Raw genomic sequence first — 16380 nt, 5'->3', positions numbered from 1 at the left:
TAAGTAAAAACCGAGCAACAAAGAGTTAATCGTCCCTAGAAAGAACCCAAAGGGCAGTGCATGTTTGGTATTTATTCTGCGTTATCGCCTATTTATGGGGAATAACCACACTACATAGGCTCTTCCTTGCCTAAAAACCAAACATACTGCTGCAAATTCACCCACCAAAGATCAACACGCCCTAGATTCAAAAAAACTTTCTAAAATAATAACCGCAGACATATTATCTACATTACCTTTACCCAAGTTTTTATAGCCGCCTTGCTCGAATAAACGAGCTTTAGCATCGGCTGTTGTTAAGCGCTCGTCTTGCGTTTGCACAGGAATGCCGTAATGGTTATGCAGCCTGTTAGCAAACTTTTTAGCTTTAAAAGTTACTTCTTGTGAAGTCCCATCCATATTTAGCGGCAAACCAACAACCATTAAGTCGGGCTGCCACTGCGACACTTGTACTGCAATATGATCCCAATTTGGAATACCATCTTGCGCTTTTACAGCCTTTAGGCTCGATGCACTACCAGTGAGCTCTTGACCAATAGCAATGCCAATACTTTTGGTGCCAAAGTCAAAGCCCATTACGGTTCGCTCGCCTTGCGGTTTAAGCGTTTTTTTTGTCATGTTTGTCTTGTTTAAGTTTTAAATAATTAAAATTACTATGCGTGACCGGCTTCAGGGCTTAGTTGGCTTATATCAAAGCCCAGCATTGAAACCGCTTTTTCCCATCGTTTTTCAACGGGCGTATTAAAAATGATCTTCGGATCAGCTTCTATAATTAACCAACTATTATCAAGCAGTTCTTGCTCTAGTTGACCTTGCTCCCACCCTGAATAACCTAAGGTAATGATAAACTGCTCGGGTGCTTGTGCGGTTGTTAAACTTGCGAGTACATCTTTAGATGTAGTGATCATAATGTCACTACTGAGCTTTTGACTTGAGGTGTAACCCAGTTTTGGAGAATGCAGTACAAAGCCTCGATCGGTTTTAACCGGGCCACCTGCATATACAGCAACTTGTGCAGCTTGCTGGGTTTTATCATTATCTATTTCTATTTTGTCCAGTAGTTCGCCAACGGTAACATTAATAGGTTGGTTGATCACCAATCCCATAGCCCCATCTTCATTGTGCTCACAAATATAGGTAACGGCACGTTTAAAAAAAGGGTCTTGCATCGACGGCATCGCGATTAAAAAATGATTTTCTAATGACTGCATAGATTTCACCCTTTTAAGTTAGTGGACTTTGAGTATGGCATATACCTATGTTTTTAAAACTAAATAAGCTTATGTATATCATTAAAAATTAATGCAGCAGTGACTGCATTAATTTTTAATGCGAAAAAAGCTATAAGTAACGATTGGGTATGTGCTTATTTACCTAGTTTTTTCTCAATTGCGTCAAATAAAATACCCGTAATTGAAATATCATAAGCAGCTTCAATTTCGCGCACGCACGTTGGTGCTGTGACGTTAATTTCAGTTAATTTATCGCCAATAATATCTAAGCCTACAAATATTAAGCCTTTTTCTTTAAGCGTTGGTGCAACAGCTTGCGCTATTTTTAAATCTGATTCGCTAAGAGGACGCGCTTCGCCTCGACCGCCTACAGCTAAGTTACCGCGTGTTTCACCATTTTGTGGAATGCGCGCTAAACAATACGGAATGACTTCGCCATCAATAACCAATACGCGCTTGTCGCCTTGTTTGATCTCAGGAATATAATTTTGCACCATAGCAAAGCGACTGCCGTGTTCGGTTAACGTTTCACAAATTACACCAATATTAGCGTCGTCTTCTCTGATGCGGAAAATAGATGCGCCACCCATGCCATCAAGTGGTTTTAAAATAATGTCTTTATGCTCGGCTAAAAACTCACGAATTTGTTTTTGACTACGTGTAACCAGGGTATCTGGCGTATGTTCGCTAAACCATGCTGTAAATAGCTTTTCATTAGCATCGCGAAGGCTTTGTGGCTTGTTAATTATTAACGTACCTTCTTGTTCTGCACGCTCTAAAATATACGTCGCGTAAATGTATTCAGTATCAAAAGGAGGGTCTTTACGCATTAAAATTACATCAAGGTCGGCAAGGGCTATAGTGGCTTTTTCTTCAAGCTCGTACCATTTTTCTGCATTGTTGAATACTTGCGCTTTAGACGCCGTAGCGTAAGATTTACCTTTACGAAGAGATAAATCATCCATCTCCATATAATAAATTTCGTAGCCGCGTTCTTGCGCTTGCATCATCATTGCAAAACCGGTGTCTTTTTTGATGTTAAATCCACTAATAGGATCTGAAATAATACCTAACTTAATTGCCATGCGCTGTGCCTTACTATAAATGTTACTGTTTATATGAGGGTGCTTTTAGTTATTTCAATTAGCTAAATCGCCAAATTGAAGCTGTAATGCACTTAAGACCGTTAAAGCGGCCGTTTCAGTTCGTAAAACACGCGGGCCTAAACGAATATCTACAAAATCTAGTTGCTTAGTTAGTGCCATTTCATCATCGGTAAAACCACCTTCAGGACCGACTAAAAAGCGCACGCCATCTTTAGGTACTGTAATGGTTTTAATGCTGTGCTCAGCACGAGGGTGGAGTGTGAGCTTAATTGCATTGCTTTGTTGTGCAAGCCACTGTTTTAAATCAATCGGTGGATTAATGATTGGTATAAAGTTACGTCCTGACTGCTCAGCTGCTGCAATTGCGATTTTTTGCCATTGTTGGTGTTTTTTCTCAAGGCGGTCACCCATTAGTTTTACGCCACAGCGCTGACTAAAAATAGGCGTAATTTCGGTAATCCCTAGTTCAACTGATTTTTGAATCGTAAAATCCATTTTATCGCCACGTGAAACACACTGACCTAAATGAATTTTTAAGGGGGATTCAACATCATGAGCATTAAATTCATATGGCATTACTACAACTGTTTTTTTAGTTACTTCAATTATTTCACTAAGGTATTCGCCGCCTTCGCCATTAAAAATAGACACATTTTCGCCTACTTTCATACGAAGTACACGGCCAACGTGGCCTGCAGCGTCTTCATCTAACGAAACGGGTGTATTTAAGATAATGTTAGATTTTTGATAAATATGAGGAACTCGCATGTAATGTCACTTATAGGTTAGCGCATAAAAGTTATATACCGCTATGGTAAGTAAGCTGTGAGCTTGGTGCAATTATTTATTTTCTATTAAGTTGTTCTGTTAACTCAACTAGGTTCAAAGGAGTTTCCGCTATATCGGTGTGGCAAGATAGATGATTTGAGTGACTTTGGTCTGTTAGTGGGCAAAAGTTAAAACCATTTTCATCTTGGCTAACTAAAATGCGATTTTTATGCAAAGAGTTATAAATAAATCGCTGTGCATCATCGGCCAGTAAGTAGTCGACTTTATTTAGTAAAATACCTTCGATACTGTGATGCTCATGCAAGTAGCTGGCAAGTTCAGAAACACTTATTTCGTTTTCAAAATCGCAATAGCAATAGTCTTTTATAAGCTCATCAAACATCATTTTTACTAATTGGCGCATATTAGAACCCGCTATGACTAAGGGGCTCGATGTATTTCGTCGTTCACTATTAAAATAGTGCTCAGCAAATGATCGGCTAAACTCTTTATCTATGTCTATTAATAAATAGTTAGTCACTTGGAATGGCATAAGTCCCCATCGTATTTAGGTCAGTGTATACAAACTTAATTAAAAGTAGATTGTTTACAGTCGTTTAATTTAAAGAACTCACTGAAAAATAACTTGAGCCAAAAATAGCCAATTTATCTTACACAGCTGAATTCAACATTAACGATGTTGAATTCACGTGCAGTAAGCCCACTATTGATGTGTAAATTCACCTTATTTTTCCAAGCGCTAAATAAATTTTAATATCATAGCAATCTAGTACGCTGGCTAACCTTTTCAGTCAAAGGGAGGCTAAATAGAAAACATGCTAATTAGCAAGTAGCCAATAGCACAAAAAACAGCAAATTCAATACAAGCAATCCCTATGTTATCTTGATGATCAACCTCAAGCGCTGTATCAATATTAGGTAAGGATATAACTTTTATTACAAAAGTAAGCGCATACAGTAATATCCACATTACACCGCAGTGCATGACGAGAGTGAATAAATTTTCTACCATTTTACCATTTTGAAATTCAGCACTGGATAAACCAGCATACACAGCGAGTGCTAAACCAATCGACTTACCAGCATAGCGTATCCCTATCGAGGTGTTCTCTAAATTAAAGTTGCTCTGTAATGAAGCTCCTTGATTCGCTTTTGCAAAGCGGTACTCGCGGATTTTACTATCAAAAGCGAACATACCTTGCAGGACAAAAAAACTAACAAAAGCAATTAGCAAGTTACTTAGACCTTGTGTATGGGTCCATGTATAAAGCCCTAAAGTCATAATGCAGTTAGCGATTAACATACCTGAATCGACTAATGCAGCACATACGTTTTGTTTTAATATAGCGGCTTCTTCATTAAAACGATGGAGAATCCATTTTCGATGAATTAAGTGTCCCGCTTTGATAAAAATAAACAGTAGAATAATTAGTACAATCACTTTTAAAGGGTTGGATTGCGCAGTACTTACGCTAATTTCATCAAACAAAAAAGCCATAGTTGCAATAACAACTGATATTTCAGAGGCAAAACTAATCCCCATTGCAAAGTTATCGTGCTGCGCAAGTTCATCTTTAAGCGCTTGTTTTGCTTTAATTTGAGTTACGACTCGTAGGCAAAATATAGTTATGCAAATAACCGCAAAACTAATAGCAATCGCAACAAAACTAGTGTTAGATAATGACAAATAAGACATGGTATTCCTAAGTAGAGTTAACCTTTCTAGGTTTTAATCATTCTAGTACGGTTACTGATGATATAAAAGAGAGTATTGATGAGTAACGTAAAGCAACTTCCTATTCAATTACAAAAACTTGGCTTAATGCGCTTTGAGCAGTTGTACCCAGAGCAAAATAAAGAGCCCGTTATTGTAAAGTTACTCGGATTAAGTGACTTTGCGTGGCGTAGTTTAAGATCCCAGCCAGACTTAAAAGAGTGGCTAACATGCAAAGACGAAATACAAAGCCGAATTATTAACTCTCCTTTTGAAAATAGAAATTTAGCTGAGATAGATGAAAATGAATGCCATAAGATACTTCGTCAGTTTCGAGAGAAGTACTGGCTTAAGGTCGCATTTTTAGATCTATGCTGTAATCCCCCAATTGCTGATAGCATAAAATACATTAGTCAGCTTGCTGATATATTGATAGAAAGTGCGAATCAATGGGCGCATACGCACGTTGCTAAAATTAATGGCGAACCTTTAGATGAGGGTAACCGAGCAATGCCATTAATGGTACTTGGTATGGGTAAGCTAGGGGGGCAAGAACTTAATTACTCATCAGACATAGATCTTATTTTTGCTTATCCCCGCAGTGTTAAAACACAAGGTGGACGTCGAAACTTAGAGGCGCAAATATTTTATACAAAGGTGGCACAAAAGCTAATTGCAGCGCTAAATCAAACGACCGGTGACGGGCAAGTATTTAGGGTTGACATGCGACTTCGCCCGTTTGGTGAAAGTGGCCCACTTGTTATGAGCTTTAACGCAATTGAAGACTATTACCAAGAGCAAGGACGAGATTGGGAACGTTATGCCATGTTAAAAGGGCGTTTAATTGGTACACCTAATCAGTATTGGGATGAATTTAATCAGCTTTTAAAGCCATTTGTATATCGTCGCTATATTGATTTCTCAGTGATTGAATCACTACGAAAAATGAAGTTAATGATTGCCCAAGAAGTGCGGCGAAAAGGTTTAACTAATAATATCAAACTAGGTGGTGGTGGTATTCGAGAGGTTGAGTTTATTGTTCAAGCGTTGCAAATGGTAAGAGGTGGACGAGAAGCTAACTTACAAACGCAATCATTACTTAAAGCGTTAAAGGAGTTAACGGTTAACCAAGTTATTAATGAGCTTGAAGCGCAAGGTCTTGAGAATAATTATCTTTATTTACGTAAAGTTGAACAGTACTTGCAAATATTCGACGATCAGCAAACACAAACATTGCCGGATGATGAGTTAAACCAGCAACGCCTAAATACTTTATTAGAACAGGATGATTTTGGCGCAACATTGGTTGAAATAGATCACGTCATGCAGCAAATACATAACGAATTTACACAGGTGATTGGTGAAGAAACTGAGCCTTTAGATACAAGTGAAGGGGCATTTGTGAGTGCATGGGATCATGGTGATATTAGTTTTTTAAATGAGCCAAAAGATGATTGGCAATTACCATTAAAAGATTTTAAACAACGTATATCAAAGGCAAAAATAGGTAATCGGGGGCGCGATATTCTCGATAAATTAATGCCAGCTTTACTAAAACAGTTAAATAATTTTAACGCCAGTGGTGCAGCATTTTCTATGGTTTGCCAAATACTAAATAAAATTATTTCGCGTACTGCGTACTTGGAATTATTATACGAAAACCCAGGAACATTAAAGCAGCTGGTACTATTGTGTTGCCATAGCAAATGGATAGGAGAACATATATCTCGCTATCCTATCTTACTTGACGAGCTTATTGATCCTGCAGTTTTGTATAAGCCGACCCCTTTAACTGCTTATAAATATGAAATAAGGCAATATTTCTTACGCATTGAACATGATGATTTAGAACTACAAATGGAATCTCTAAGGCAGTTCAAACAAACACATCAATTACGTATCGCAGCAGCTGATGCTACTGGAGTAATTGATGTTATGAAAGTAAGCGATCACTTAACAGCACTGGCCGAAGCGATTGTTGATCAAGCTGTTAATATTGCATGGCATAATACGGTTAAGCGTTTTGGCATGCCGCCGGGCACTGACGATGAAAATAAAGGGTTTGCCGTAATTGCTTACGGTAAAACAGGGGGATTTGAAGTGGGTTACGATTCAGATCTTGATTTAGTTTTTGTACATAACCACGACGGTTCTAGTCAAACTGATGGCGATAAGCCAATTGATTCAAGGCAGTTTTATCTAAAACTCGCACAACGCCTAATGCATTTATTTAATACACGTACCGCATCGGGGATTTTATATGAGCTTGATACACGCTTACGACCTGAAGGTGCATCAGGGTTGCTAGCGATCAACCTTGAAAGCTTTAATCATTATCAGCAAACTCAAGCATGGACGTGGGAACATCAAGCACTTGTTCGTGCTCGCTTAATTTTAGGTCAAGATGAGCTAGTTGAACGCTTTCTAGAAATTAGAAAAAATATACTGAGTCAACAACGCGATGCTACAACACTAAAAGATGATGTTATAAAAATGCGTGAAAAAATGCGTGATCATCTAGCAAAAGGAAATACTGATCAATTTGACTTAAAGCAAGATATTGGTGGTATGGCTGATATTGAATTTATTACGCAATATATAGTGCTCAAATATGCCTATAAATTTGAAAAGCTAATAGTTTATTCTGACAACGTAAGAATTTTAACTGAGGCTGCTAAAATTGGTTGTATTACTGAAGAGCAAAAGCAACAGTTGGTCAAAGCGTATATTGATTATCGTTCTTGCTACCATGTACTGAGCTTAGATCAGCAAGGTAAATTAGTATCACGAGAAGCATTCCAGAATGATATTACTCATGTAACACATATTTGGAATAGCATTTTTGCGTTAAGTTAAATTTAAAAACCCAAGCTAAAGCTTGGGTTTTTATTTTAAGTGGTTAAATGTTTAATTTTAAGCAGTTAGCACGTACAAATTCAGACGGTTTTTCAGTAATTATTGCGGCACGTTGCTTGTGGCAAAAATAAGTGTAGACCTCATATTCAAAGTCATCATTAATAGCTCTGCCTACTTGATATAATGCAGAGGTGAAATTACTGTCGACCCTAAAATGATCTTTTACTACGTAGTCTTTACTTAAATACCAATAAAGCGCAAGACCCTCATTATCAGCATATTGAGAAAGTGCTTTTTTTAACGTTGTTCCACTTTCAAAACGTCTGGGCTCAATTCCGCCCGTCCAGCTAGTTGGCATAGGATCAACCGTTCGGCCTCGCTCCGCTAACACGCGATCAAGAGTCTGATCTGGCTTTTTGAGTTGGAGTACAAATTGATCTCGCTCTTTATTGCTTTGAACTTGATTACGGATGGATGAATAAAAGCGAGATAGCCCTTCAGCTGCCGCATTTTTAGAATCTCTAATATCAAATGTTGGCCCATCACTGAATAAAAAATAGATAGCCAGTATAATTAATACTGCAGCAAATGATAAATGTTTAACCCAAAACCACATAATCTCTACTCACTTTTTGTATTTAGTGTTATTCCACTGCTACTTCTTATAAAAAGAAGGGGTATTTTTGTCTGGTCTCGTTTTAAAACGGCGATGGAGCCACATATATTGCTCAGGCGCCGCGTTAATTGAACGCTCCATACGTTGATTTACACGTATTACATCCGCTTTATCGTCACCACTTGGGAAATTTTCAAGCTCAGGTAATATTTCTAAGTGATACTTACCACTGTCGTCACGACGCGTGATTAAGCTCATTGTCTCGCAGTTTTTACTACCAGCAAACATCAGTGTGCCTGTTGTGGTTGCTGTATCGGGTACTGCGTAAAAAGGAACAAACTCACAACGGTTACGACCGTAATCTTGATCAGGCAAGTAATAACAAACTTTTTTATTTTTTAATGCTTTTAATAGACCTTTTACGTCCTTACGACCAATTAAATATTCGTTAGAGCGGAGGCGTCCATTGGTTGTAAAGTATTCCATCAATGGGTTGTTATGAGGACGATAAAACCCAACTCCTTGGCACGCTAATCCCATTATGCGACTAGCCATTTCAAGATGTAAAACATGAGGAATAAGTAATAATACGCCTTTGCCAGAAGCTTGCACCCGCTCAAAGTGTTCAAGCCCTTTAAAAGACCCTAATGCTTTTTGAGCACGCCATTGCGGCCACCACCAAGCCATACCGGTCTCGACCATCGCAATTCCTGTATTTTCCATATTTTTGAGTACTAGGTCTTTTTGATCTGCTTCGCTCATATCAGGAAAGCATAGTTTAATGTTTACTTGTGCAATATGGCGACGGCGTTTCATGAATTTATAAACTAAACGCCCCAGCTGTTTACCCATGGCTAATTGTAGTTTTTGTGGCAACCAAGAGAGTAAATATAAGAATAAAACGCCAATCCACGTTAGCCAGTATCGAGGACCTAAAAAAGATGCTTTAAAAGGAGATGAGGTGACCACAAAAAACTCTCTATAAATAAAAATGCTAGTTTAACGCTAAGCGCTATAAAATACAAAAAGCCAGCAATGTCGCTGGCTTTTCTAGTTTTACATTACAAAAAGTGTAATTTAAGCGGCTTTTAACCCTTGGTTTATTGCCACTAAATCTTCACTTGTTAATGTTCCTGCTGCTTGTTTTAAGCGAAGGGTAGAGAGTACATACCTATAACGCACATCAGCAAGGTTACGCTTTGCATTGTATAAGTTTTGTGTACTAACCAGTACGTCAACAATAGTTCGTGTGCCTACTTCAAAACCTGCTTCAGTTGCTTTAAGCGCACTTTGGGCCGAAACAACCGCTTGCTCTAGTGCTTTGTAAGTTGCAATGTCCGAAACAACTTGGTTGTAAGATGTAATAACAGTGCGTGTTATAGCACGGTAATTTGTTTCATAATCTTGACTTGCAGCTACGTAAAATGCACGGGCTTGATTAGTTGCAGCAACCGTTGCACCACCCGAGTAGAGTGGGACGCTGAAGTTAATACCGACCGAGGATAAATCTTCACGCGGGCGGTTATTGAAACTCAAATTGTTTGTTGTTGTATCAGTTAGAGTATCACCATAGCTGGCGTTTAGAGTTAGTTTTGGGTAATGCCCCGCTTTAGCTAGCTCAATTTGATCTCTTGCAATATCAACGGTTACTTTGGATACTTGTAAACTAATATTTTTATTTTCAGCGACTTTAACAAAATCTGAAGAAAGTTTAGCTGGCTTAGTTGTAGAGAAAGTATCGGTATTTAAAAAATCTAATTTTGCATGGTACTTACCCGTGATTTCACGAAGTTGCTCACGGGCTGTTTCTACTGCATTGCTTGCAATAATCTCTTGAGCTACTGAATTATCAAACTGTGCTTGTGCTTCGTGTACGTCTGTAATAGCTGTTAAGCCTACCGCATAGCGTTGTTTTGTTTGTTCAAGTTGGCGTTCAATAGCACGTTTTTCGGCTTCTATAAACTCAAGATTGTCAACCGCACTTAATACGTTAAAATAACCTTCAGCAACGCGTACAATTAAGTTTTGCTTAGCTGCATCGTATTGCGCGCTTGCTTGCAGAGCTTGTTTATCTGCAATATCTAATGAGTTCCAAGCGCCTAAATCAAATAAAGTTTGACTTAAACTTAAGCCTCGAGAAAACTCATCGTTATCAGTATTAAACTGATTAATAGCCGACAAATCTTCAGATTGTCTATAAGTGGTTGAATCAGTTTTTTTGTAACCCATGCTTAAACCAATTTGAGGTAATAATGCACTCATAGCACGATCACTTTCGTAAGATTGTGCATCTGCTTGGGCTTTTGCCTTTAAAACGGTAGGATCATTAGCTGTCGCTATTTCAAAAACGTTTAGTAAATCTTCAGCATTAGCTGCTGTTGAGCCTAGTGCACATGATAAACTAATCAGTGCCGCAAGAATGTTCTTTTTCATATGGGTTCAGTCCTTAGACAATTTTTATACTAAAAGCATGTTAACCTGTTTTACTTAATAAAAAAAAAAAAATTTGTAAAACCGCATGTTCAAATGTAACAGAATATATTAACGCATTTTAATCGTTTAGATATACAGGAAGTCGATGCATGGTAAATAAAAGTTTGGTTAAATTTACACATAAAGATGTGAAAATAAAACCTGTAATAAATCTCTATAAAGGTTTTTTTCAGGTGAACTTATATCAGTTCGAACACGCATTATTTGCAGGTGGAAAATCAAAAACTATTCGTCGCGAAATATTAGAACGCGGTGATGCTATTGCTGTATTGCCGTACGACCCAATATCAGACACCATCCTTTTAATTGAGCAAATACGTATTGGCGCTATTAAAAGCAAGGACTCGCCATGGCTGCTAGAATGTATTGCTGGCATGACCGATGGTAGTGATGATTATGAAGCAGTCGTTAAAAAAGAAGCATTTGAAGAGGCTGGGCTTGAGTTAGATGAGTTGGAGTTTATGCTTTCATACTTATCAAGCCCTGGTGGCACAACTGAACGCCTACATTTGTATTTAGCACGCGCTGATTTAAGCCAAATAGAGTCGGGTGTTTATGGGCTGGAAACGGAAGGTGAAGACATAAAAACCCATATATTAACGGTTGATGATGCCTTAATTCGCCTCAATAACGGTGAAATGGATAATGCAGCAACGGTTATCTGTATGCAATGGCTTGCACTTAATCGCGAAAAGATGGCAAGTAAATGGGCATAAATTCTTACTAATATTATGGTGGTACTTTGACAGCACGATTAGCAACAAAACGATATATTCAAAGCCTCCCAAAGTATTTAACGCTTTGCGAGCATAATTATGTGCGACTATTAAAATTACTGCCTAGCGAGCGCAATATAGGAAGCATTCGTGAAGTAAAACTTGGCAACAGTGAGTTTGCTACAAAAATTGATGGTAGTGCAAAATACACTATGGATATTTCAATTAAGCAGTTAACAGGAATGGTTAAAGGCATAGCACCGCTTTACTTAACGGTTAGATTGTATCATGACGCTAAAGTAGCTGAGATTATTCATCACGATTATCATCAAAGGATAAAGCCATCTTATGGGTATCCTAACCCTAAAATGCATCAAAAAGATGAAAAATACCAACTTAACGCTTTTTTATATGATTGGCTTGTTGCCTGTGTTGAACACGGACAAGCGACCCTTAATTGGGATGTAAATAATGGCTTGGTTTGATGATAAACATACATTTAATAAATCGGTGCTGCGCATAGCGCATGTAACCGATTGCCATTTATTTGCCGATAAAGACGGTGAGTACTTTGGAGTAAACACTGCATCGCATTTTGAACAAGCACTAGCACACATGGCTCAAAAACCACTTGATTGTGTGATATTTGGTGGTGATTTAACACAAGATCACAGCTTTGAGTCTTATCTATTGTTTAGTGAACTGATACATAAAAGTGCATTAACATGTCCCGTATTCTGGTTGCCAGGTAATCACGATGAGATAACAATGCTTAACCGTATAAGTGGTGGGCAAATAAATAGTGCCAAACACATAGCGGCAAGCGGCATTGAGTTACTACTTATTAATTCGAAAGGTCCTACACCTGCTGGGTGGGTGACTGGCGCGCATTTAGATGAAACAACGGAGTGTTTGGTTCAATCAAGCAGTAAAAAGATCATATTTTGTCATCATAATCCGTTACCAATAAATGGCTACCTTGATAAGCACATGCTCGAAAATGGGCCTCAATTATTAAATGTACTGGTAAATAGTGGTAATATTATTGGGGTTTTCCATGGTCACGTTCATAATGAATATGAGCAAAGTTATAGAGAGTTAAGCGTGTTTGCAACACCGGCGAGTTCTACGCAGTTTAAAAAATACAGTGCGCAGTGGCAACAGCAAAACTGCGGCCCAGCTTATAGAATGCTTTATATAGATACAGAAAAAGATAAAATAGGCATGAAAACGGAAGTAGTATGGCTAAACGGATAATTTATATTCATGGTTTTAATAGCTCACATAAGTCATATAAAGCTGTGCGCTTTGGCGAGCTTATGGCACACTATGACGTTGATTATTGTGTACCGTGCCTAAACCATGAGCCTATACAAGCTATCATTAAGCTTGAGCAATTACTAACACCTAATACAGTATTATTAGGGAGCTCGTTAGGTGGTTTTTTTGCCACATATTTATCGCAGCGTTATCAAATTCCTGCAGTGGTTATTAATCCAGCGGTAGCACCATACAATTTATTACAAGCGTTACTTGGGCCAAACTATAATCCTTACCAAGATTATCATTATGATTTAAATAGCAGTCATATAAATGCCTTAAAAATACTGTCTGTAGATAAGCTAAAATACCCTGAGTTGCTGTATTTATTACAGCAAACCGGCGATGAAGTGCTTAATTTTCAACACGCAGTAAACTATTATTCACAATGCAAACAACGGGTAGAGTTTGGTGGCGATCATAGCTATACAGGTTTTGATAACACCTTTACCAGTATTGTAGATTTTCTTAAAATCACGTAAAACTAGCTAAGCATAGCCTTAGCGCATATAAAGATAAAAACTATGAGTGATCAAAATTATAACGCCGAAGCCATTGAAGTACTTAATGGATTAGACCCGGTAAAAAGACGCCCAGGGATGTACACCGATACCGTACGCCCAAATCATTTAGGCCAAGAGGTTATCGATAACAGTGTCGATGAAGCTATGGCTGGTCATGCTACACGTATCGACGTAATTCTGCATGAAGATAACTCACTTGAAGTGAGCGATGACGGTCGTGGTATGCCTATTGATATCCACCCTGAGGAAGGTATTCCTGGGGTTGAGTTAATTTTCACTAAATTACACGCAGGTGGTAAGTTTTCTAATAAAAACTACCAATTTTCGGGTGGTTTACATGGTGTAGGTATTTCTGTAGTAAATGCGCTATCTACGCGCGTAGAAGTAACCGTAAGGCGTGACGCCCAGCAATACAGAATGGCATTTGAAAATGGCGATAAAGTAGAAGACTTGAGTGTAATAGGCACCGTCGGTAAACGCAATACGGGTACTACAGTGCGTTTTTGGGCTGATGTTAGCTACTTTGATTCACCAAACTATTCAATTACCAAGCTTAATCATTTATTAAAAGCCAAAGCGGTTTTATGCCCAGGTCTGCGTATTAAGTTTGTTAATAAGCAAACGAAAGAAACTCAAGAATGGTTTTACGAAACGGGTTTAAAAGATTACCTAATTGAAGCCGTTAAAGGTTTTGAAACATTACCACAAGACCCGTTTGTAGGTGAGTTTAAAAGCTCTATTGAAGGCGCTGATTGGGCTGTTGTATGGCTACCTGAGGGTGGAGAATCAATAGCTGAAAGTTACGTAAATCTTATTCCTACCGCGCAAGGTGGTACACATGTAAATGGTCTGCGCCAAGGTTTACTTGAAGCAATGCGTGAATTTTGTGAGTTTAGAAACTTACTCCCGCGTGGTGTAAAGCTAACGCCTGACGACATTTGGGAACGTTGTAGTTATGTATTGTCAGTTAAAATGCAAGATCCACAATTTGCAGGGCAAACCAAAGAAAAACTTTCATCACGTTCATGTGCCGCATTTGTATCGGGTGTTGTAAAAGATTCGTTTAGTTTATGGCTAAATGAACATACCGATACTGCAGAATTATTAGCTGAACTATGTATTTCAAACGCACAAAGCCGTTTGCGTGCAGCTAAAAAAGTAGTACGTAAACGAGTTACTGCAGGCCCTGCATTACCAGGTAAACTAACCGATTGTAGTGCTGCCGATAACGATCGTACCGAATTGTTTTTAGTGGAAGGTGATTCTGCTGGTGGTTCTGCTAAACAAGCGCGAGATCGTGAGTTTCAGGCAATTATGCCGCTACGTGGTAAAATTTTGAATACGTGGGAAGTCGAATCAGGCCAAATATTAGCATCACAAGAAGTACACGATATTTCAGTGGCACTGGGAATTGATCCAGAATCAACCGATATGTCGGGACTGCGCTACAATAAAATTTGTATATTGGCCGATGCAGACTCGGATGGACTACACATTGCAACACTATTGTGTGCATTGTTTGTTCGCCATTTTCCAGAGTTAGTAAAAACAGGGCATGTGTATGTTGCAATGCCGCCATTATTTAGAATAGATATTGGTAAAGAAGTTTATTACGCACTAGATGAAGGCGAAAAAACCGCTATTTTAGCGCGTATAGAAGCAGAGAAGAAACGCGGAAAAGTAAACGTGCAACGATTCAAAGGTCTGGGTGAAATGAACCCACTGCAATTGCGCGAAACAACCATGGATCCAAATACACGACGTTTAGTACAGCTTACGCTTGATGAAGAAATAGAAACCATGGAAATGATGGATATGCTGCTTGCTAAAAAACGATCGCCGGATCGTCGTCAATGGTTAGAAGATCATGGTAACAAGGCACAAGTTTGATCGCCTGTGTTTAATACTGGGAGATATGAATGAATAAACTACTAGGAAGTTTGCTATTACTTGGGCTAACTACTGCTCCTGCAATGGCTAAAAATATACTCGATAAGCTCACCGTAGCACCGGGATTTGAAATAAGTTTATTTGCAAATGATGTAGAAAATGCGCGTCAAATAGCTGTTTCAAAAAAAGGTATTGTGTATGTTGGCTCTCGTAAAGCGGGCAATGTATACGCGCTTATTGATCATAATAGCGATGGCGTAGCAGATAAAAAAATTGTTGTGGCTAAAGGTTTAAACATGCCCTCTGGCATAGCGATTAAAGACGGCGATTTATATGTAGGCGAAGTGCATCGTATTATTCGCTTTAAAAATATTGATACCCAATTAAAAGAGCCAAAGTTTGATGTGGTTTATGGCGCATTACCGAGTGAGCGTCATCATGGTTGGAAATTTTTACGTTTTGCACCAACGGGAGAATTAATCATTCCAGTGGGTGTACCGTGTAATATTTGTGCTGAAAATGAGCGTTTTGGCCGTATTTTTGCGCTTAATGTAGAAACAAAACAAATAAAAACAATAGCCAAGGGCGTTAGAAACACAGTGGGTTTTGATTTTCATCCAGCGACTCAAGCCTTATGGTTTAGTGATAACGGTCGCGACATGATGGGCGATGATATTCCACCTGATGAATTAAACCGCGCAACGCAAGAAGGTGAGCATTTTGGTTTTCCGTATGTTCATGCCGGTGCGATTATTGACCCTGAGTTTGGTGAAGGTAAAAACATTGCCGATTACACGTCGCCAGCACTTGCGCTTCCTGCGCATGTAGCGCCACTAGGTATTCATTTTTATAACGCTAAGCAATTTCCAGCAAGTTATAAGCACCAATTATTTGTTGCTGAACATGGCTCATGGAACCGTTCTAAAAAGGTAGGTTATAAAGTAGGGCTAGCAACAATTGAAGTTGGTCGCGTAACTAAATATACGCCATTTATTACTGGCTTTATGAAAGACGAAACAACATTTGGACGCCCTGTTGCATTTGCAGAATTAGGTGACGGCAGTCTGTTAGTAAGCGATGATTACGCCAATGTAATCTACCGTGTAAGCTATAAGAAAAACTAG

At 38.6% G+C, this 16380-nt stretch carries 16 protein-coding genes; 7 read left to right on the top strand and 9 right to left on the bottom strand.

All coding sequences use genetic code 11. The features are described 5' to 3' along the window. Window positions 1-171: 171 nt before the first annotated feature. The 6 genes from ruvX to DO88_RS01890 form a co-directional block, all read right to left on the bottom strand. On the bottom strand, window positions 172-618 hold the full coding sequence (ruvX, locus tag DO88_RS01865; RefSeq protein ID WP_033040851.1) for a Holliday junction resolvase RuvX: 447 nt from the start codon (window positions 616-618) through the stop codon (window positions 172-174). A 35-nt stretch (window positions 619-653) separates the two neighbouring features. After that, complete coding sequence (locus DO88_RS01870) at window positions 654-1211, bottom strand: YqgE/AlgH family protein (RefSeq protein WP_007376520.1); 558 nt, start codon at window positions 1209-1211, stop codon at window positions 654-656. Window positions 1212-1366: 155 nt separating this feature from the next. After that, window positions 1367-2317: a glutathione synthase gene (gene gshB, locus DO88_RS01875; protein ID WP_007376519.1), complete on the bottom strand. Its 951-nt coding sequence runs from the start codon at window positions 2315-2317 to the stop codon at window positions 1367-1369. A gap of 54 nt (window positions 2318-2371) precedes the next feature. Next, on the bottom strand, window positions 2372-3106 hold the full coding sequence (rsmE, locus tag DO88_RS01880) for a 16S rRNA (uracil(1498)-N(3))-methyltransferase (RefSeq protein WP_033040850.1): 735 nt from the start codon (window positions 3104-3106) through the stop codon (window positions 2372-2374). 76 nt (window positions 3107-3182) lie between these two features. Beyond that, window positions 3183-3659: a hypothetical protein gene (locus DO88_RS01885; protein ID WP_007376517.1), complete on the bottom strand. Its 477-nt coding sequence runs from the start codon at window positions 3657-3659 to the stop codon at window positions 3183-3185. Between the two features lie 270 nt (window positions 3660-3929). After that, entirely contained in the window at window positions 3930-4823 is an 894-nt protein-coding gene (locus DO88_RS01890) for a DUF350 domain-containing protein (RefSeq protein ID WP_007376516.1), read from the bottom strand. Between the two features lie 78 nt (window positions 4824-4901). Between DO88_RS01890 and glnE the strand changes: the two genes are divergently transcribed. Further along, window positions 4902-7697: a bifunctional [glutamate--ammonia ligase]-adenylyl-L-tyrosine phosphorylase/[glutamate--ammonia-ligase] adenylyltransferase gene (glnE, locus tag DO88_RS01895; RefSeq protein WP_033031398.1), complete on the top strand. Its 2796-nt coding sequence runs from the start codon at window positions 4902-4904 to the stop codon at window positions 7695-7697. Window positions 7698-7740: 43 nt separating this feature from the next. On the opposite strand, the gene DO88_RS01900 is transcribed toward glnE, so the two are convergent. From DO88_RS01900 to tolC, 3 genes are all read right to left on the bottom strand, one after another. Continuing rightward, on the bottom strand, window positions 7741-8313 hold the full coding sequence (locus DO88_RS01900; RefSeq protein ID WP_007376514.1) for a toxin co-regulated pilus biosynthesis Q family protein: 573 nt from the start codon (window positions 8311-8313) through the stop codon (window positions 7741-7743). Between the two features lie 39 nt (window positions 8314-8352). Further along, a complete protein-coding gene (lpxL, locus tag DO88_RS01905; RefSeq protein ID WP_033031397.1) occupies window positions 8353-9282 on the bottom strand; it encodes an LpxL/LpxP family Kdo(2)-lipid IV(A) lauroyl/palmitoleoyl acyltransferase in 930 nt (309 codons plus the stop codon). A 108-nt stretch (window positions 9283-9390) separates the two neighbouring features. After that, window positions 9391-10746 (bottom strand): outer membrane channel protein TolC, encoded by a 1356-nt coding sequence (gene tolC / locus DO88_RS01910; protein WP_033031395.1) that lies wholly within the window; start codon window positions 10744-10746, stop codon window positions 9391-9393. 149 nt (window positions 10747-10895) lie between these two features. Between tolC and DO88_RS01915 the strand changes: the two genes are divergently transcribed. Genes DO88_RS01915 through DO88_RS01940 form a run of 6 tightly spaced genes read left to right on the top strand, consistent with a single transcriptional unit; the run spans window position 10896 to window position 16380 of the window. Continuing rightward, complete coding sequence (locus tag DO88_RS01915) at window positions 10896-11522, top strand: NUDIX domain-containing protein (protein ID WP_033040848.1); 627 nt, start codon at window positions 10896-10898, stop codon at window positions 11520-11522. A 26-nt stretch (window positions 11523-11548) separates the two neighbouring features. Beyond that, window positions 11549-12007 (top strand): DUF1249 domain-containing protein, encoded by a 459-nt coding sequence (locus DO88_RS01920; RefSeq protein WP_007376510.1) that lies wholly within the window; start codon window positions 11549-11551, stop codon window positions 12005-12007. Then, window positions 11994-12779 carry a metallophosphoesterase gene (locus DO88_RS01925; RefSeq protein WP_008136370.1) on the top strand — a complete coding sequence of 262 codons (786 nt, stop codon included), beginning with the start codon at window positions 11994-11996 and terminating at the stop codon, window positions 12777-12779. The genes DO88_RS01920 and DO88_RS01925 overlap by 14 nt, the downstream gene beginning before the upstream one ends. Then, window positions 12764-13324, top strand: coding sequence for a YqiA/YcfP family alpha/beta fold hydrolase (locus DO88_RS01930; protein ID WP_033040847.1), 561 nt, complete (start codon window positions 12764-12766; stop codon window positions 13322-13324). Before DO88_RS01925 ends, DO88_RS01930 begins: the two co-directional genes overlap by 16 nt. 42 nt (window positions 13325-13366) lie before the next feature. Next, the gene (gene parE, locus DO88_RS01935; RefSeq protein WP_008136372.1) at window positions 13367-15256 is read left to right on the top strand and encodes a DNA topoisomerase IV subunit B; all 1890 of its coding nucleotides are present in this window, start codon (window positions 13367-13369) and stop codon (window positions 15254-15256) included. A 29-nt stretch (window positions 15257-15285) separates the two neighbouring features. Further along, window positions 15286-16380: a PQQ-dependent sugar dehydrogenase gene (locus DO88_RS01940; protein WP_033040844.1), complete on the top strand. Its 1095-nt coding sequence runs from the start codon at window positions 15286-15288 to the stop codon at window positions 16378-16380.

The organism is Pseudoalteromonas sp. S3431 (assembly GCF_000690035.1).
Classification (GTDB): Bacteria; Pseudomonadota; Gammaproteobacteria; order Enterobacterales; family Alteromonadaceae; genus Pseudoalteromonas; species Pseudoalteromonas fuliginea.
This window is presented reverse-complemented; position numbering and strand designations above follow the sequence as displayed.